The organism is Kitasatospora cinereorecta, from assembly GCF_024172095.1.
In the GTDB taxonomy this organism is placed as follows: Bacteria; Actinomycetota; Actinomycetes; order Streptomycetales; family Streptomycetaceae; genus Kitasatospora; species Kitasatospora cinereorecta.
This window is the reverse complement of record NZ_JAMZDX010000004.1, coordinates 1,075,110-1,090,927: the sequence shown is the minus strand read 5'-3', so window position 1 is coordinate 1,090,927 and position 15,818 is coordinate 1,075,110. Positions and strand designations below refer to the sequence as shown.

The 15,818-nt window shown below is 74.8% G+C and carries 20 protein-coding genes; 12 read left to right on the top strand and 8 right to left on the bottom strand.

What is annotated here, in order from left to right; all coding sequences use genetic code 11:
- Positions 1 to 127: 127 nt before the first annotated feature.
- From sph to FHR36_RS25385, 6 genes are all read right to left on the bottom strand, one after another.
- The gene (gene sph, locus FHR36_RS25410) at positions 128 to 1,150 is read right to left on the bottom strand and encodes a sphingomyelin phosphodiesterase (protein ID WP_253800488.1); all 1,023 of its coding nucleotides are present in this window, start codon (positions 1,148 to 1,150) and stop codon (positions 128 to 130) included.
- Positions 1,151 to 1,272: 122 nt separating this feature from the next.
- Positions 1,273 to 2,358, bottom strand: coding sequence for an SDR family oxidoreductase (locus tag FHR36_RS25405; protein ID WP_253800486.1), 1,086 nt, complete (start codon positions 2,356 to 2,358; stop codon positions 1,273 to 1,275).
- A gap of 96 nt (positions 2,359 to 2,454) precedes the next feature.
- A complete protein-coding gene (locus FHR36_RS25400; protein WP_253800484.1) occupies positions 2,455 to 3,024 on the bottom strand; it encodes a TetR/AcrR family transcriptional regulator in 570 nt (189 codons plus the stop codon).
- A gap of 61 nt (positions 3,025 to 3,085) precedes the next feature.
- The gene (locus FHR36_RS25395; RefSeq protein WP_253800482.1) at positions 3,086 to 4,306 is read right to left on the bottom strand and encodes a glycerophosphodiester phosphodiesterase; all 1,221 of its coding nucleotides are present in this window, start codon (positions 4,304 to 4,306) and stop codon (positions 3,086 to 3,088) included.
- 118 nt (positions 4,307 to 4,424) lie between these two features.
- Positions 4,425 to 4,661, bottom strand: coding sequence for a hypothetical protein (locus tag FHR36_RS25390; protein ID WP_308199637.1), 237 nt, complete (start codon positions 4,659 to 4,661; stop codon positions 4,425 to 4,427).
- 174 nt (positions 4,662 to 4,835) lie between these two features.
- Positions 4,836 to 5,003, bottom strand: coding sequence for a hypothetical protein (locus tag FHR36_RS25385; RefSeq protein WP_253800480.1), 168 nt, complete (start codon positions 5,001 to 5,003; stop codon positions 4,836 to 4,838).
- Positions 5,004 to 5,246: 243 nt separating this feature from the next.
- On the opposite strand from FHR36_RS25385, the gene FHR36_RS25380 reads away from it, so the two are divergent.
- Positions 5,247 to 6,128 carry an aminoglycoside phosphotransferase family protein gene (locus FHR36_RS25380; protein WP_253800478.1) on the top strand — a complete coding sequence of 294 codons (882 nt, stop codon included), beginning with the start codon at positions 5,247 to 5,249 and terminating at the stop codon, positions 6,126 to 6,128.
- 143 nt (positions 6,129 to 6,271) lie between these two features.
- A complete protein-coding gene (locus tag FHR36_RS25375) occupies positions 6,272 to 7,375 on the top strand; it encodes a polysaccharide deacetylase family protein (RefSeq protein WP_253800476.1) in 1,104 nt (367 codons plus the stop codon).
- Positions 7,376 to 7,401: 26 nt separating this feature from the next.
- Here the strand turns inward: FHR36_RS25375 and FHR36_RS25370 are convergent, their stop codons facing one another.
- A complete protein-coding gene (locus tag FHR36_RS25370; RefSeq protein WP_253800475.1) occupies positions 7,402 to 7,731 on the bottom strand; it encodes a deoxyxylulose-5-phosphate synthase in 330 nt (109 codons plus the stop codon).
- A 99-nt stretch (positions 7,732 to 7,830) separates the two neighbouring features.
- Between FHR36_RS25370 and FHR36_RS25365 the strand changes: the two genes are divergently transcribed.
- The gene (locus FHR36_RS25365; RefSeq protein ID WP_253800474.1) at positions 7,831 to 8,148 is read left to right on the top strand and encodes a DUF6191 domain-containing protein; all 318 of its coding nucleotides are present in this window, start codon (positions 7,831 to 7,833) and stop codon (positions 8,146 to 8,148) included.
- 532 nt (positions 8,149 to 8,680) lie between these two features.
- Here FHR36_RS25365 and FHR36_RS25360 read toward each other — a convergent pair.
- Positions 8,681 to 9,070 (bottom strand): HGxxPAAW family protein, encoded by a 390-nt coding sequence (locus FHR36_RS25360; protein WP_253800473.1) that lies wholly within the window; start codon positions 9,068 to 9,070, stop codon positions 8,681 to 8,683.
- Between the two features lie 107 nt (positions 9,071 to 9,177).
- Here FHR36_RS25360 and FHR36_RS25355 point away from each other — a divergent pair, with 107 nt between their 5' ends.
- The 9 genes from FHR36_RS25355 (at position 9,178) to FHR36_RS25315 (ending at position 15,805) form a co-directional block, all read left to right on the top strand.
- A complete protein-coding gene (locus FHR36_RS25355; RefSeq protein WP_253800472.1) occupies positions 9,178 to 9,678 on the top strand; it encodes a MarR family transcriptional regulator in 501 nt (166 codons plus the stop codon).
- Positions 9,675 to 10,103, top strand: coding sequence for a hypothetical protein (locus tag FHR36_RS25350; protein ID WP_253800471.1), 429 nt, complete (start codon positions 9,675 to 9,677; stop codon positions 10,101 to 10,103). Before FHR36_RS25355 ends, FHR36_RS25350 begins: the two co-directional genes overlap by 4 nt.
- Positions 10,104 to 10,205: 102 nt before the next feature.
- On the top strand, positions 10,206 to 11,174 hold the full coding sequence (locus tag FHR36_RS25345; RefSeq protein WP_407660856.1) for an endonuclease/exonuclease/phosphatase family protein: 969 nt from the start codon (positions 10,206 to 10,208) through the stop codon (positions 11,172 to 11,174).
- A 173-nt stretch (positions 11,175 to 11,347) separates the two neighbouring features.
- A complete protein-coding gene (locus FHR36_RS25340; RefSeq protein ID WP_253800470.1) occupies positions 11,348 to 11,650 on the top strand; it encodes an urease subunit gamma in 303 nt (100 codons plus the stop codon).
- Positions 11,651 to 11,661: 11 nt separating this feature from the next.
- Entirely contained in the window at positions 11,662 to 11,973 is a 312-nt protein-coding gene (locus tag FHR36_RS25335; protein ID WP_253800469.1) for an urease subunit beta, read from the top strand.
- Positions 11,966 to 13,690 carry an urease subunit alpha gene (locus FHR36_RS25330; RefSeq protein WP_253800468.1) on the top strand — a complete coding sequence of 575 codons (1,725 nt, stop codon included), beginning with the start codon at positions 11,966 to 11,968 and terminating at the stop codon, positions 13,688 to 13,690. The genes FHR36_RS25335 and FHR36_RS25330 overlap by 8 nt, the downstream gene beginning before the upstream one ends.
- A 15-nt stretch (positions 13,691 to 13,705) precedes the next feature.
- Complete coding sequence (locus FHR36_RS25325; protein ID WP_253800467.1) at positions 13,706 to 14,407, top strand: urease accessory protein UreF; 702 nt, start codon at positions 13,706 to 13,708, stop codon at positions 14,405 to 14,407.
- Positions 14,397 to 15,071, top strand: a complete 675-nt coding sequence (gene ureG / locus FHR36_RS25320; protein ID WP_407660855.1) for an urease accessory protein UreG — start codon at positions 14,397 to 14,399, stop codon at positions 15,069 to 15,071. The genes FHR36_RS25325 and ureG overlap by 11 nt, the downstream gene beginning before the upstream one ends.
- Positions 15,068 to 15,805 carry an urease accessory protein UreD gene (locus tag FHR36_RS25315; protein ID WP_308199636.1) on the top strand — a complete coding sequence of 246 codons (738 nt, stop codon included), beginning with the start codon at positions 15,068 to 15,070 and terminating at the stop codon, positions 15,803 to 15,805. Before ureG ends, FHR36_RS25315 begins: the two co-directional genes overlap by 4 nt.
- Positions 15,806 to 15,818 lie beyond the last annotated feature (13 nt).

Below are 15,818 nucleotides of genomic sequence, written 5' to 3'. Positions count from 1 at the left end.
CCGGGCCCCCGGTTGGGGCTGCTACGTCCACCCTGCGCCCGATCCGCCCCGGGCGCTTGCCGCGGCGTCTGCCCGGGGGCGGGGTCGGGTCGTGGGCGGGGTCGGGTCGTGGGCAGGGTCGGCCGGATCAGCCCGCGATCAGCGGGTAGTGGTCGGAGAGGTCGCTGTAGGTGTAGCTCCTGCCCCAGCTGGAGACGGTCCACGGGGTGCTGTGGAAGCGGTGCACCGTGTTGGTGTAGTTCTGCGGGCGGGCGTGGTCGGCCCGGTACAGGACGTAGTCCAGGTCCTCCTGGGGCTCGCCCGGGTAGCGGTAGGCCGCGATGGAGTTGTCGACGGTGTCGAAGGAGTTGGTCCAGCCGTCGCGGGTGGTCGCCGGGGCCAGGTTGCCGTGGGCCAGCAGCGCCGGGTACTCGGAGTCGTGCGAGTTGATGTTCAGGTCGCCCGCCACCACGATCGGCTCGTCCGCCGGGATCCGCTTGCTGTCCAGGAACGCCTTCATCGCGTCCAGCTGCGCGGCCCGCACGGTGGCCGGCCGGCCGCTCGCGCAGCCCGAGTCGGTGGACTGCAGGTGGGTGCCGACCACGTGGGTGCGCTGCCCGTCGACGTTGAGTACGGCGTAGACGAAGCCCTTGTTCGACCACCAGTCGCTGCCGCACGCGTCTTTGTAGACGTACTGCTCCTTGTGCAGGATCGGCCACTTGGAGAGCAGCGTCACCCCGCCGTCCTCCGGGGTGGTCGAGCTGTAGCTGCCGCCGGTCGCGTCCCAGCCGCTGGTCGAGCGGCCCACCACCGGGGTGTGGTACGGGTACGCGGCCGACGCCTGCGCGGTCAGCGCGTCCGAGGCCGCGTTGTCGAACGCCTCCTGGAGGACCACCACGTCGTGGCCCTGGAAGAAGTCCGCGCCGGCGATCGCCTTCGCCCGGTACGCCTGGCCCCAGTTCGGGTACAGGCCGGTGCTCATCAGGAAGACGTTGTACGTCAGGACGTTGAGCGGACGCGCGGTGGTCGGCGCGGTCTCCGCGTGCGCGGCCGGGGCGGCGGCGAGCGGCCCGGCGACCACGGCTGCGGCGGTGCAGACGGCGGCGAGACCGGAGGCAGTAAGTCTGGAGGCAGCGAGTCCGGAGGCGCGGCGGACGGTCGGCAGGGGCATGGAGCTGCTCCGCAGGGGGTGTCGGGGCCCGTCGATCGACGGCTGTTGTGCAGTCAACTCGGGCCGGTGTCCATGCTTCAAGACGTCGGAGGAGCATCCGGTGAACTCGGCCGAAACAGTACCTACCGGCCGGTAGTCGACGGTCCCGCAGGAACGGTCCCCACCGCATCCGCCGCGCCGAAGCGGTCGGCGACCAGCCGCAGCGCCCAGCGGCCGAGCAGCTCGTCCACCGGCGGATGGGCCAGCCCCGCCGCGGCCTCCAGCCGCTCGGCGGAGGCGGTGTCGTACCGGTCCTCGGACAGGAAGGTCAGCGACTCCGGGTCGGCCCCGGTCAGCCGGCGCGGCAGCCGGCGCACCAGGCCGACCGGCAGCACCGCGCGCGGCGCCCGGACGCCCAGCCGGCGGGCGACCGTCGCGATCAGCTCGGGCAGCGGCGGGGTGGCCGGGTCCAGCACCGTGTGGAGCTGGACCGGCCCGGTGTCATGGCGCGGCGCCGCCGCCAGGAACGCCGCCAGGTGGTCGACCGCCACCACCGGCACGAAGGTGCGTCGACTCCCCGCGAGGGCCGGCAGCCGGCCTTGCCACAACTGCTCCACCAGCGGCGCCAGCCCGATGTACTGGCCCGCCTCGCCGGTGTTCGAGTGCCCGATCACCACACCCGGGCTCACCACCGTCAGCGGCAGCCCCAGCTGCGCCGCGAGGACCCGGACCGCCGCGTCGCCCTCGCGCTTGGACGCCTCGTACGCGCCCTCGGTGCGGTAGCGCAGGTCGGCGTCCGGCAGCGGGTGCACGGCGGTGGCCTCGCGGCCCACCCGGTAGCCGGAGAGGTGCACCAGGCGGCGCAGCCGCGGCCGGCCGGCGGCCCAGCGGGCGGCGTTCACGGCGCCGTCCACGTTGACCGCGACCGCCTCGGCCCGGGAGAGCCCGAAGCGGTACAGCGCGGCCAGGTTGACCACGTCCCGGACGTCGGCCAGCCGCTCCTCGTCGGCGGGGGAGAGGCCGAGGCCGGGGCGGGAGACGTCGACCGCGACGGTGGTGAGGGCGGTGAGGTCGGGCGCGCCGTGGTCGCCGAGCCAGGCGCGGAGACCGGCGTCGCGGCCGCCGCGGACGCCGACGGCGACGTGCTCCCCGGCATTGAGCAGTTCGAGGGTGAGCCAGCGGCCGATGAAGCCGTTGGCGCCGAGGACCAGGGTGGTTGCGGTGGTCATGGTGCGTCCGTTCTCGAGCGGAGTAAGTGGACCGATCTGCATATTCTTGAGACGTGCGGGAGCCGGCGTGGTCCGCCCGGGCGGGCCGACGGGCCCTCAGGCGAGCAGGAGCTCGGCCGCCCGGGCGGCCTGGTCCAGCGGCAGCCGACTGTGCTGGACGCGGGCGAGCAGCAGCGACCCCTCCACCAGGGCGAGCGCCGCCCCGGCCGCGGCGTCCGCCCCGGCCCGGTCGCGGCCCCCGCGGACCAGCAGCTCGGCCAGCGCCCGCTGCCACTCGCCGTACGCCTGCTCGCAGACCCGGCGCAGCGGCTCGTGGCCGGCCGCCACCTCCAGGGCGACGGTGGCCAGCGGGCAGCCCTTGGCGTACCCCGACTGCTCCATCCGCTCGCCGAACGCGTCGAGCAGCCCGCGCACCACCTCGGCGGCCGACAGCTCGCCCGCGCACATGTGGTCGAGCAGGTCCGCCACGTCCCGGCCGGCCTCGGCCAGGGCCAGGGCGACCAGCTGGTCCTTGCCGTCCGGGAAGTGGAAGTACAGCGAGCCGCGCGGCGCGCCGCTCTCCGCCAGCACCTGGTTGAGGCCGGTGCCGAAGTAGCCCTGCGCCTCGATCAGGACCCGGGTCGCCTGCACGAGGCGGGCCCGGGTCTCCTCGCCCTTCGCTCCCATGCGCAGCAGACTAGACCGATCGGTCCATTCCTGTCACGCCGGTCGCCGGACGGACGATCGGTCAGCCGACGCCGTGCGCGCTCCAGAAGTCGGCCCGGGCCAGCACCGAGGTGTCGGTGTTGTCGGTGAAGAAGCCGTCCACGCCCGCCTCGTACAGGAACCGCGCCCAGCCGATCGCGTCGCCGTACGCCGCCGGGTCGGTGCCGCGCCGGAAGTCGGCCGGCAGGAAGGTGTTCTCGTTGCGGACCGTCCACGGGTGCAGCAGCAGTCCGGCCGCGTGCGCGTCCGCCACCAGCGTGGTGGTCGGCAGCAGCTTGCCCGCGGCGTCGGTGGGGGCGATCAGCTGGGTGGTCGGGCCGATGCCGTGCGCGAAGCCGGCCATCCAGCGCAGACCCGCCGGCGTCACCAGATCCGCCACCGTCCGCTTGTCGCCCGACAGCGCGAAGTCGTACGGCTGCGTGGTCGGCCCGTTCAGCAGCTGGATGCGCGGGTTGTCGACCAGCTTCGCCAGCCGCTGCAGGCTGCTCGGCTCGAAGGACTGCAGGATCGCCCGTCCCCGCCGGCCGGCCAGTCCGCCGCGGCGCAGCTCGTCCGCCAGCCGCTCCTCCAGCGGCAGGCCGATCGAGCGGAAGTACGACGGGTGCTTGGTCTCCACGTACAGCCACACCTGGCGCCCCAGGGTCCGGGAGCGGGCGTTGGCGAAGTCGACGACCTCACGGAACGTCGGTATCGGCCAGCGGCCGTCGTACAGGGTGTTGCGCTGGCGCTGCTGCGGCAGGCGCTCCTTGGCGCGCAGCGTGCGCAGCTCGGCGAGGGTGAAGTCCTCGGTGAACCAGCCGGTCAGCGGAGTCCCGTCGATCGTCTTCGTGGTGCGTCGGCCCGCGAACTCGGCGTGGTCGGCGACGTCGGTGGTCTCGGCGATGTTGTTCTCGTGCCGCACCACCAGGTGGCCGTCCCTGGTGGCCACCAGGTCCTGCTCGATCACGTCCGCGCCGAGCTCCAGCGCCAGCTCGTACGCGCCCAGCGTCTCCTCGGGGCGGTAGCCGCTGGCACCGCGGTGCGCCACCACCAGCGGGTGCGGCAGGCGGTCCAGGCCCGTGCCGGTGCGCACCGGCGGCCGGGTCCCGGTCGGCCGGGCCTCGGCCGCGCTCGAGTCGTCGGCGAACGCCGGCTGCGCCCCGACACCCGCGCCGAGCGCGGCCACCCCGAGGCCCACCGCGCCGCTCGTCCGCAGGAAGGAACGGCGCGAGGCGGGTGACTGGTCGATCGGACGGTGCGTCATCGTGCTCTCCCCAGTAAGGATCCGGTACGAAGTCATACGGGACCCTAGGCTGCCGTCGATCCGCCCGGGTGAACAGTGGCCGAAGGACGTGCCAACACCCGACTGACGCACCGTCGGCTCATCGCCGCAGGTCGACGTTCCAGCGGGACGGCAGCGGCCCCTCGCAGAAGACGCAGACGAAGTTGCCCTCGCGCACCACGTTGATCTCCCCGCAGCCGGGGCAGCGCCGGAACACCACCTCATGGGTGAAACCCTGCGGACGCGGCAGCCCGGCCCGGTCCAGCGCCGCGGCCACCGCGGGCCAGCAGGAACCGTCCGGGCAGTAGCCGGTCGACTGGTTGCTGACCTCGGTCACCTCCCAGCCTCCGGTCCGACGGCCGAAGCCGACCTCGCCGGCGGCCAGGACGGGCTCCGCGCCGGGAAGGCGCGCCCCGCACCCTGCTGCCGCGCCACGACTGCTCCGCTCTCCCCGGTCCGGCCGGTTGCCGGGCGCCCACCTCCCACGAGCGGCGTCCGCCCGGGGCAGGGGTCAGTCCGTGGGGCGGTCGGGCTCGGGCTCGGGGGCGGGGTTCGGTGCCGGGGCCTGGGGGTCCGGCGGGAAGGGGTCGGTCGGCGGGGTCGGGTGGGGTTCGGCGGCGCCGGGGTCGGGCGGGAAGGTCGGGGTCGGCGGGCCGGGGTCCGGGGCGTCGGTGGGCACGGGCTCTCCCAGGGCGGTCGTCGGGTCGGGGACGGGCGATCCGTACCCCGGTGGCGGTCGCCGGGTGGGTGTCCGCGGCCGAAATGACCCCGGTCGGCGGCGCCGGACGCGGGCGGGCGGGCGGACGGCGGCCCGGTGGTCGGCCGCGGGTAATCCGGTTGACCGGGGCGCGTCCGGGACGGTCCGATGGCGGTGCGAGGACGGACTGGTCGATCGGGAGGGGCGCCGGTGGGAGCGGGCAGGATGCACGAGGACGAGCCGGACATCGACGCGGGCCTCGTCCAGCGGCTGATCGAGGCCCAGTTCCCGCAGTGGGCAGGGCTGCCCGTCGCCGAGGTCGACTCGGCGGGCACCTCGAACGCGATCTACCGGCTCGGCGACGCCCTGACCGTCCGGCTGCCCCGGCGGCCCGAGGCGGCGCAGGACGTCGAGACCGAGCACCGCTGGCTGCCCCGGCTCGGACCGCTGCTGCCGGTCGCCGTCCCAGTGCCGGTGGAACGCGGCGAGCCCGATGCGGACTACCCGTGGGCGTGGTCGGTGCACCGCTGGATCGACGGCACCAACCCGGCTCCGGGCGCCGCCGACTCCGCCCTGCTCGCCGACGACCTGGCCCGCTTCGCCACCGCCCTGCACCGCATCGACCCGGCCGGAGCCCCGCCCTCGTACCGCAGCGAACCGCTCGCGGCCCGTGACGCGGCGACCCGGTCCGCCGTCGCCGCACTGCACGGCGAGGTGGACGCCGACGCGGCCCTCGCCCTGTGGGACGACGCCCTGCGCGCGCCCGCCCGGTCCGGGGCCGGGGTGTGGATCCACGCCGATCTGCAGTCCGGCAACCTGCTGACGGCCGGCGGACGGCTCGCCGCCGTGATCGACTTCGGCTGCGCGGGCGTCGGCGACCCCGCGGTCGACCTGCTCGCCGCCTGGTACGTGCTGCCCGCGTCTGCCCGGGAACGGTTTCGCGACGGCCTCGGCGCCGACGCGGCGATGTGGCGGCGCGGCTGCGGCTGGGCGCTGTCGGTCGCCCTGATGGAGCTCAGTTACTACCGCGACACCAACCCGGTGATGGTCGCCAACGCCCGCCATGTCATCGGCGAGCTCCTGGCGGACGGCGCACCGGCGTCCTGACCGCCGGTCGGGGGAGCGTCGCCCGTCCGCAGCTGACCGGTCGTCGGGGGTTCCCCCGCCTGCGGCGGTACGCGGACCCGGGTCGTTCGCCGACAGCCCAACCCTGCTCGCGCGCCGACGGGGGCGGGCTGATCATCGAAGACATGCGCCGCTTATCGACGGACGCCGCGGAGCTGCCGGCCGCCGGGTCCCATGCTGTCGGATCGCACGCCCTCGGGTCGCACGCCCTCGGGGCGGGCAGGGCCGTGGTCGGATGCCACGCCGTCGGATCACGCGCCGACGGCGCCCGTCCTGACGGCGCCCGCCCCGCCGGATCGCGCGCGGGCGGGTCCCATGCCATCGGATCGCGGGCCGGCAAATCACGTGCCGGCCGGTCCCGCGCCCCGGGCTCCGAGCGCTCCGAGCAGGCGCCGGCCGGCCGGGCCGTACTGGCGCGGCGCCCCCTGCTGATCCTGGCCGGCCTGGCGCTGCTGACCACCTGTGAGCCGCCGCGCCCGGCGAAGCGGACCCCGCAGGCCGCCCCCGAGCCCGAGGGCGCCGCTTCCGCCTTGGCCGAACCGTCCGCCGTGCCCGGGGCGAAGAACGGCTGCCCCCCGCAGGCCGCGCTCGCCCGGGAACCCGAGTACTACCTGCGGCAGGGACCCCGCACGATAGCCCTGACCATCGACGACGGGCCCGATCCCCGCTACACGCCCGCCATCCTCGACATCCTGGCCCGCCACGGCGTCACCGCGACCTTCTGCATGGTCGGCCAGAACGCCGCCGCCAGCCCCGAACTCGTCCGGCGGGTCGCCGCCGCCGGACACCAACTGGCCAACCACACCTGGTCCCACCCCGACGACCTGGCGAAGCTCACGGCCGATCAGATCCAGCACGAGATCGAGCTCGCCAACCGGGCCCTCCACGACGCCACCGGCGTGTTCCCGACCTTCTTCAGGGCACCCGGCGGCGCCTTCACCCGCACCGCGCTCGCCACCTGCGCCCGGCTGGGCCTCGAGCCGCTCGCCTGGTCGGTCGACCCGGACGACTGGAAGCGACCCGGCACCGACAAGATCGTCGACACCGTCCTGCGCACCACCCGCACCGGGTCGATCATCCTCAACCATGACGGCGGCGGCGACCGCGCCCAGACCGTCGCGGCGCTCGCCACCTACCTGCCCCGGCTGCTCGACTCCGGCTACCGCTTCGCCAACCCCGCCCCGTCCGCCCCGCCGGCCAAGGCCGTACCGCCGGCGCCGTCCTGCTGAACCATCGGCAGCGGAGCAGCCGAACCCTACGGCAGCTCCCGGCGTACCAAGGCTTGCGCGAACGGCTCGCCGGTCCGGCCCGCGTACGCCATCCGCTCGCGCACCTCGGCGAGCGTGCGCGGACGGTAGCCGGGGCCGCCGCAGCAGCTCTTGTGGAAGCGGACGCCGGCGTGCAGCAGGACCGACAGCGTGCGCCAGGCGGCGGTGTCCCGCCGACGCGGCGCCGCGAAGGCGGAACCGGCGTGGACCAACGGCTCGGCGCAGCGCGGGCAGCGCCGGTCGTGGTCGCCGAGGAAGGGCTGCTTGTACGAGGCCCGGCAGGGCAGGCAGACGTAGGAGGTCTTCGCGTGGGCCATGGCGGTCAGCGTAGGGCCCCTCCCGGACCGGACTCGACCGGGTTTCCCGCGGACTGGGGACTCTGGTCGTCCTGCGGGGCGGGCGGCGATACTGGCCGGATGGGGTTCCTCGTCTTCATGACACTGCCCGGGCTGGTGCTGCTGCTGACCGCGCTCGCGCTGGTCGACCAGCTGCTGCTGCGGGCCGGTCGGGCCGGGCTGCTGCCCTGGCGGCCCGGCGCCCGGCAGGGGCAGGTATCGGCGACCGGCTTCGAGCAGTTGCACGCCACCTTCTCGGCGGGCAAGCAGCACGAGCTCAGGGAGCGCCAGTCGGCGCTGATCCTGCGCGACGAGGACGAGGACGGCGCCCCGCCGAACCGCACCGGGGTGGACCTGGCCCGCGGTTCGGCGGTGATCCGACTGCCGAAGGCCTCCTGACCGGCGAATCGACGGGCCGTCACCTGCGCCACGCGCGGTACGTTGCACGGATGACCGTGACCCCCGAGACGTCGGCCGCTGCCGCCGAGGACTTGCTGCGAGCTTTTCACAGCCGCACCCCCGGGCGGCAGTCCGCGGTGGTCGAGGCCAGACCCACGCCGGACGGGGCGACCGGACACCAGGTGCTGGCCGAGTGCGTCGCGGGAGCCCGGTGCGTCCTGGACCTGGGGTGCGCGGACGGCGCCCTGCTCGAACTGCTCGCCGCACAGGGCGCCGAGGTGCCGGCCGGTGTCGACCTGTCGGTCGGCGAGCTGGAGCCGGCCCGGCGCCGGCCAGCTTCGGCCCGGTGTCGTGGCGGCCGATCACCGTCGACCTGGGCGGGAGCCCGTCCGAGACCTGGCAGGCTGTCACGGAGGCGTACTACGACATGAGCGCGCTGGACGAGGACCGGACCCGGAGCCTGCGCGAGGAGTTCATCGAGGCGTCCGTGCGCTGGCGGGTGCCGACGGGCGAGTCCCGTGCGGCATGCGGATCAACGTTGCCGCAGCGCGTCTGGGCGCGACGGCAGGGAGTTGACGGAGGCGGGGACGGGCGCAGTGGCGCGCCGCGGGGCGCGGGACGGGTCGCGGCCGGCGAGGCGGCAGCCGAGGCAGTCGGGGTGGCCGGTGCGGGCGGCGGGGTCGCGGCGGCGCCAGTGGTGCTGCTCGACCGGTCGGGGGCCGCTGGGCTTGCCCCAGCCGGCGAGGTGGAGCGCCCAGGTGGCCGGGGCGGCGAGTGCGGTCAGGGCGAGGCCGAGCCACAGGACGGGCCCGGCGCCGGTGATCACGCCGAGGCCGGTGACGGTGGTGCCGGTGACGGCGGTGAGGGTGCCGGCCCAACCGGCGACGGTGTGGCCCATGTCGTGGCCGTGGTGTGCGCCCATGTCGCCTCATTTGGTGTGATGGGTGCGCCGAGGGGCATGGAGGTGCCCGTCGGCGCGAGAGAATTTATCTCACGAGCTAAGTAGCTTAGATGCTAAGGAGATCTTCCGTGGAGGGCAAGCCGCGTCCGCAGGCCGGTGCCGAACAGGCGCTGGCCGCGATGGACCGCATGATCGCGCTCGCGCAGTTCGGCCAGCAGGACATCGGCGCGCGGCTCGGCCTCAACGTCACCGACCTGACCTGCATGGGATTCGTCGTCGAGGCCGCCCTCGCGGGCGAATCCCTCGCCGCCGGCGACCTCGCCGAACGGGCCAACCTCACCACCGGCGCCGTCACCGGCGTGCTCAACCGCCTCGAGAAGGCCGGCTACGTCCGCCGCCGGGCCGACCCCGGCGACCGCCGCCGGGTACGGGTGGTGATGGAGGACACCGCCCACGCGCGGATCATGGCCGTCTACGGCCCCTTCTACGAGCGGCTGGCCCTGCTCTTCGCCGACTACACGCCGGACGAGATCGCCGTCCTCGCCGACTGGTTCACCCGCGCGCGGGCCGCCATGCAGACCTCCCTGGACGAGCTGCGCGAGCAGGCCGCCGAGGGCGGTGGCGCATGATCAGCGCGGGCGTGGACTACCGCACCCCGTGCCCGTTCTGCGACGCGCAGGCCGACTGCCACGCCGGGCAGTCGCTCTACCGCGCGTCCATCGAGTGGAGCTTCGAGTACGACTGCGCGGCCTGCGGGTGCGCCCTCGCGGACTGCGGCGGCGGCCGGGCCGACACCCCCGAAGACCTGCGGCAGCGGCTCCTCGCCGCGCAGCCGCCCCTGCGGCTCGACCTCCCCGTGCCGGCCGACGTGGCGGTGATGCGGGTGCTGCGCGCCGAGTACGGCTTCGACCTGGCCCGGGCGCGCACGGCGCTGGCCGAGGTCAAGGACGGCACCTTCCCCGCCACCGGGCCGGAACTGGCGCTGCTGGCCGTGCGGTTGGGAGAGCTCGGCGTGACGGCGCAGGTCACCGGCCCCTCCGGTGGTCCGGCCTGACAGGCCTTGGGCCGGAACCCGGGGGCCCGCGGACGCGTCGTCCCCCGTATGCGAATAACCGAACGTCAGCGGCGGGCGGCGGCAACGGCGGCAGCGGCCGGAGTGCGGGCGGTGCGTGTGGTGCGGGCGGTGCGGGCCTCGCGGTCGGTGCGCCGGGCCCGGTGGCTGCGCCACGTGCCGCCGGTGTCCGCCGCGGTGGCCCTGCTGCTGCTCGGGCACCGGCTGGTCCCCAACCGTCCGGGCCATGTGGGGAGTCTGCTGGAGGCGGTGCTGCCGTGGCTGGGGCTCGCGGTGCCGGTGGGGCTGGTGGTGGCGCTGCTGCGGCGCTCGCGCCGCGCGCTGGTCGCGGTGCTGCTGCCCGCGCTGGCGTGGTCGGTGGAGTTCGGCGGTCTGCTGCTGCCCGCGGACGGCGGGCGGTACGACCTGACGGTGGTGCAGCACAACGTCGGTGCGGGCAACGCCGATCCGCTCGGGACCGCCCGGGCGCTGGCGGCCTCGGGCGCGGACCTGATCGCGGTCGAGGAGTTGATGGACCCGGCGACGTCCGTCTATGAGAGCGAGTTGGCGGCCGGCTATCCGTACCACGGCCGCTCGGGCACGGTCGGCCTGTGGTCCCGCTACCCGCTCGCCGACATCCGGCCGGTCGACCTCAAGCCCGCGGACGTGCACGTCTACTGGAAGCGGGGGCTGCGGGCCACCGCCCGGACCCCGCGGGGCGAGGTCGCGGTGTACGTGGCGCACCTGCCCTCGGTGCGGGTCAGGGAGCAGGGGTTCACCTCCGGCCGCCGGGACGAGAGCGCCTCGCTGCTCGGCGCGGCGCTGGCGGCCGAGCCGCTGCCGAGGGTGATCCTGGCGGGGGACTTCAACGGCACGCTGGACGACCGCGGGCTGACGCCGGTCACCTCCCGGCTCACCCCGGCCCGGTCGGGATTCGACTTCAGCTGGCCCGCCGCCTTCCCGGTGGCCCGGATCGACCAGATCATGTGCCGCTCGGTGACGCCGGTCCGCACCTGGACGCTGACCGCGACCGGCAGCGATCATCTGCCCGTCGCCGCGCGCGTCCGCGTCTGAGCGCCGTCGGCGTAGTAGGTTCGCCTGCGTGCAACTCCCGTACCCCTCGCGCGCGATAGCGCCGGCTCCGGTGGTTACGGCGGGGAAAGTCCGCCGTAATCGGCCGTAAACAAGATGTTGATCCACTGATGCGATCAGTCGAGCCCGCGCACTCCCCACCCGAGGTGCGAATTATGAGACTCACCCCCCGCGAGCAGGAACGCCTGCTCATCCACGTGGCCGCCGACGTGGCCCGCTCCCGCCGCGAGCGCGGGTTGCTGCTCAACCATCCGGAGGCGATCGCCCTGATCACCTCGCACGTGCTGGAGGGCGCCCGGGACGGGCGGACCGTCGCCGAGCTGATGCAGTCCGGGCGCGAGGTGCTCGGCCGGGCGGAGGTGATGGCGGGGATTGCCGAGATGATCCCGGACGTCCAGGTGGAGGCCACCTTCCCGGACGGCACCAAGCTGGTCACCGTCCACGAGCCGATCCAGTGACGGCGGGCGCGATGGTCCCCGGTGAGATCCTGTACGGCGAGGGCCCGGTCGGCCTCAACGCGGGCCGCCCGGTGACCCGGCTGACCGCAGTCAACACCGCCGACCGGCCGATCCAGGTCGGCTCGCACTACCACTTCGCGGAGGTCAACCCCGGCCTGCAGGTTGACCGGACGGCCGCCCGCGGACAGCGCCTCAACATCCCCGCCGGTACGGCCGTGCGCTTCGAGCCGGGCATCCCGGTCGAGATCGAACTGGTCCCGATCGGCGGGCGGCGCGAGGTCCACGGCCTGCGCGGCGAGACGGCGGGGGCACTCGATGGCTGACCGACCCGCGCTGTACCTGAGCCGTGAGCGCTACGCGGACCTGTACGGGCCCACGGTCGGCGACCGGATCCGGCTGGCCGACACCGACCTGCTGATCGAGGTCGAGGAGGACCGCTGCGGTGGCGGCGACGAAGCCGTGTTCGGCGGCGGCAAGGTGATCCGCGAGTCGATGGGCCAGGCCCGCACCGGCCGGGCCGACGGCGCGCCGGACACGGTGATCACCGGCGCCGTGGTGCTGGACCACTGGGGGATCGTCAAGGCCGACGTGGGCATCCGCGACGGGCGGATCACCGCGCTCGGCAAGGCCGGCAACCCGGAGACCATGGACGGGGTGCATCCGGCCCTGGTGATCGGGCCGGAGACCGAGGTGATCGCCGGCAACGGGAAGATCCTCACCGCCGGCGCCATCGACGCCCATGTGCACTTCATCTGCCCGCAACTGGTGGACGAGGCCCTCGCCTCCGGCATCACCACCCTGATCGGCGGCGGCACCGGACCGGCCGAGGGCAGCAAGGCCACCACCGTCACGCCCGGCGGCTGGCACCTGGCCCGGATGTTCGCCGCCCTGGACGACCTGCCGGTCAACATCGGACTGCTCGGCAAGGGCAACACCGTGGACAATGGTGCGCTGCACGCCCAACTGCGGGCCGGCGCCCTCGGCTTCAAGATCCACGAGGACTGGGGTGCCACCCCGGCCGCGATCGACGCGTGCCTGCGGGTGTGCGAGCAGTCCGGCGCCCAACTCGCCATCCACACCGATACCTTGAACGAGGCCGGATTCGTCGGCGACACCCTCGCCGCGATCGCCGGGCGCGGCATCCACGCGTACCACACCGAGGGCGCGGGCGGCGGCCACGCACCCGACATCATCTCGGTGGTCTCGCAGCCCAACGTCCTGCCCAGCTCCACCAACCCGACCCGGCCGCACACCGTCAACACGGTCGACGAACACCTCGACATGCTGATGGTCTGCCACCACCTCAGCCCGCACGTCCCGGAGGACCTGGCGTTCGCCGAATCCCGGATCCGGCCCTCCACCATCGCGGCCGAGGACATCCTGCACGACCTCGGCGCGATCTCCATCATCAGCTCCGACTCCCAGGCGATGGGCCGGATCGGCGAGGTGGTGCTGCGCACCTGGCAGACCGCCCACGTGATGAAGCGCCGGCGCGGCACCCTGAGCGGCGACGGCCGGGCCGACAACCGGCGGGCCCGCCGCTACGTCGCCAAGTACACCGTCAACCCGGCCGTCGCCCAGGGCCTCGACCACGAGATCGGCTCGGTCGAACCCGGCAAGCTCGCCGACCTGGTGCTCTGGACCCCGGCCTTCTTCGGCGTCAAACCCGACCTGGTCATCAAGGGCGGACAGATCGCCCACGCCCAGATGGGCGACGCCAACGCCTCCATCCCCACCCCCCAACCGGTGCTGCCCCGGCCGATGTTCGGCGCCACCGGACGCGCCCCCGGCGCCAACTCGCTCAACTTCACCGCCCAGGCCGCCCTCGACGACGGACTGCCCGAACGCCTCGGCCTGGCCAAGGAGTTCACCGCCATCCGGAACACCCGCGGAGTGACCAAGGACCACATGGTCAACAACAGCGCCCGCCCCGACGTCCGGGTCGACCCCGACACCTTCACCGTCACCATCGACGGCGATCCGGTCGAACCCGCACCGGTCGCGGAACTGCCCATGGCCCAGCGGTACTTCCTGTTCTGAGAGAGGTCACCCACCATGCCTGACCGGACGCCCGCCCCGGGCGGCGCGACGGCGGTCCTGCTGCTCCTCGCCGACGGGCGCTTCCCGGCCGGCGGCCACGCCCACTCCGGCGGCGCCGAGGCCGCCGTCCGGGCCGGGCGGATCCGCGACCAGGACGACCTGGCCGCCTTCCTCACCGGACGACTGCACACCACCGGACTCACCGCCGCCGCCCTCGCCGCGGCAGCCACCGCCGCCGCAACCGATCCCGACCCCGACCGACTCGACGACCTCGACCGGGCCGCCGACGCCCGCACCCCGTCCCCCGCCCTGCGCGCCACCAGCCGCCGGCTCGGCCGCCAACTCCTGCGCGCCGCCCGCGCCGCCTGGCCCCACCCCGCCCTCGACCGCCTCGCCGACCGCCACCCGCGCGGCGCCCACCACCCCGTCGTCCTCGGCACCACCGCGCACGCCGCCGGACTCACCCCCGCCCAGGCCGCGTCCCTCGCCGCGTACGAGTCGGTCAACGGGCCCGCCACCGCCTGCGTACGCCTGCTCGGCCTCGACCCCTACCGGGTCGCCGCCGTCCTCGCCCGGCTCGCCCCCGAGCTGGACGCCGTCACCGCCGAAGCCGTCCGCGCGGCCGAACAGGGCGACCTGCCCGCCGCCTCCGCCCCGCTGCTCGACATCCTCGCCGAACAGCACAGCACTTGGAAGGTGCGTCTCTTTGCATCGTGACCACATCGGCCTCGACCAGGCCCCCGCCCGGCACACCTACACCCCGCCGTCCGCCCGCGCCCTGCGGATCGGCCTCGGCGGACCGGTCGGCTCCGGCAAGACCGCCACCGTCGCCGCGCTCTGCCGCGCGCTGCGCACCGAACTCTCCCTCGCCGTCGTCACCAACGACATCTACACCACCGAGGACGCCGAGTTCCTGCTGCGCAACGCCGTCCTCCCGCCCGAGCGGATCACCGCCGTCGAGACCGGATGCTGCCCGCACACCGCCATCCGCGACGACATCTCCGCCAACCTGGAGGCCGTCGAGGACCTGGAGGCCTCCCTCGGACCGCTCGACCTGATCCTGGTCGAATCCGGCGGCGACAACCTCACCGCCACCTTCAGCCGCGGCCTGGTCGACCACCAGATCTTCGTCATCGACGTCTCCGGCGGCGACAAGATCCCGCGCAAGGGCGGCCCCGGCGTCTCCGCCTCCGACCTGCTCGTGGTCAACAAGACCGACCTCGCCCCGCTGGTCGGCGCCGACCTCACCGTGATGGCCCGCGACGCCCGCCACCAGCGCGGCGACCTGCCCACCGTGTTCACCAGCCTCGCCGCCCCCGGCGGCGTCGCACCCGTCGCCGACTGGGTCCGCGCCCGCCTGGACGCCTGGCGCCGCCGGTGAGCACGGCCGTCGTCGCCGACGCCCGGATCACCGCCCGGCCGGACGGGCGCGGCGGCACCGCCCTGCCCGTCCTGGCCGGCGGCGGACCGATCGCCCTGCGGCGCACCCGCGGCGGCGCCACCGCCCGGGTGACCGTGATCGGCGCGATGGCCGGACCGCTCGGCGGGGACCGGCTGGCCCTGCGGATCGACGTCCGGCCCGGCGCCGCCCTGCACGTGGGCAGCGCCGCCGCCACCATCAGCCTGCCCGGACGGGATGGCCGACCCGCCCGGTGGGACCTCGACTTCACCGTGGCCGAGGACGCCGAGCTGCACTGGCTGCCCGAACCCGTCGTCGCCGCCACCGGCAGCCGCCTGCTCACCCGGACCCGGATCACCCTGGCCGCCGGCGCCCGCCTGCACTACCGCGAGGAACAGGTCCTCGGCCGCCACCACGACCTCGCCCGCGGCGCCCCGCCCGGACGGCTCACCAGCCGGCTCACCGTCCGCCAGGCCGGCCGGCCGATCCTCGACCAGCAGACCGACCTCGGGCCCGGCGCCCCCGCCTGGGACGGCCCCGCGAGCCTCGGCGGCCACCGGGCCGCCGGGCACCTCCTCACCGTCGGCCACCCCGCCCCGCCCGTGCCACCGCCCGGCCACGACGCCGCCCTGCTCACCCTCCCGGGCACCGACGCCACCCTGCTCACCGCCCTCGCCCCCGACGCCCTCCGGCTGCGCCGCCTGCTGACGCCGTAGCGCGACCGCGGGC

Bases quoted from the DNA above. Each gene is read 5' to 3' on its own strand.
- sph (WP_253800488.1), bottom strand. From the start codon at position 1,150: ATGCCCCTGCCGACCGTCCGCCGCGCCTCCGGACTCGCTGCCTCCAGA.
- FHR36_RS25405 (WP_253800486.1), bottom strand. From the start codon at position 2,358: ATGACCACCGCAACCACCCTGGTCCTCGGCGCCAACGGCTTCATCGGC.
- FHR36_RS25400 (WP_253800484.1), bottom strand. From the start codon at position 3,024: ATGGGAGCGAAGGGCGAGGAGACCCGGGCCCGCCTCGTGCAGGCGACC.
- FHR36_RS25395 (WP_253800482.1), bottom strand. From the start codon at position 4,306: ATGACGCACCGTCCGATCGACCAGTCACCCGCCTCGCGCCGTTCCTTC.
- FHR36_RS25380 (WP_253800478.1), top strand. From the start codon at position 5,247: ATGCACGAGGACGAGCCGGACATCGACGCGGGCCTCGTCCAGCGGCTG.
- FHR36_RS25375 (WP_253800476.1), top strand. From the start codon at position 6,272: ATGCGCCGCTTATCGACGGACGCCGCGGAGCTGCCGGCCGCCGGGTCC.
- FHR36_RS25370 (WP_253800475.1), bottom strand. From the start codon at position 7,731: ATGGCCCACGCGAAGACCTCCTACGTCTGCCTGCCCTGCCGGGCCTCG.
- FHR36_RS25365 (WP_253800474.1), top strand. From the start codon at position 7,831: ATGGGGTTCCTCGTCTTCATGACACTGCCCGGGCTGGTGCTGCTGCTG.
- FHR36_RS25360 (WP_253800473.1), bottom strand. From the start codon at position 9,070: ATGGGCGCACACCACGGCCACGACATGGGCCACACCGTCGCCGGTTGG.
- FHR36_RS25350 (WP_253800471.1), top strand. From the start codon at position 9,675: ATGATCAGCGCGGGCGTGGACTACCGCACCCCGTGCCCGTTCTGCGAC.
- FHR36_RS25340 (WP_253800470.1), top strand. From the start codon at position 11,348: ATGAGACTCACCCCCCGCGAGCAGGAACGCCTGCTCATCCACGTGGCC.
- FHR36_RS25335 (WP_253800469.1), top strand. From the start codon at position 11,662: ATGGTCCCCGGTGAGATCCTGTACGGCGAGGGCCCGGTCGGCCTCAAC.
- FHR36_RS25330 (WP_253800468.1), top strand. From the start codon at position 11,966: ATGGCTGACCGACCCGCGCTGTACCTGAGCCGTGAGCGCTACGCGGAC.
- FHR36_RS25325 (WP_253800467.1), top strand. From the start codon at position 13,706: ATGCCTGACCGGACGCCCGCCCCGGGCGGCGCGACGGCGGTCCTGCTG.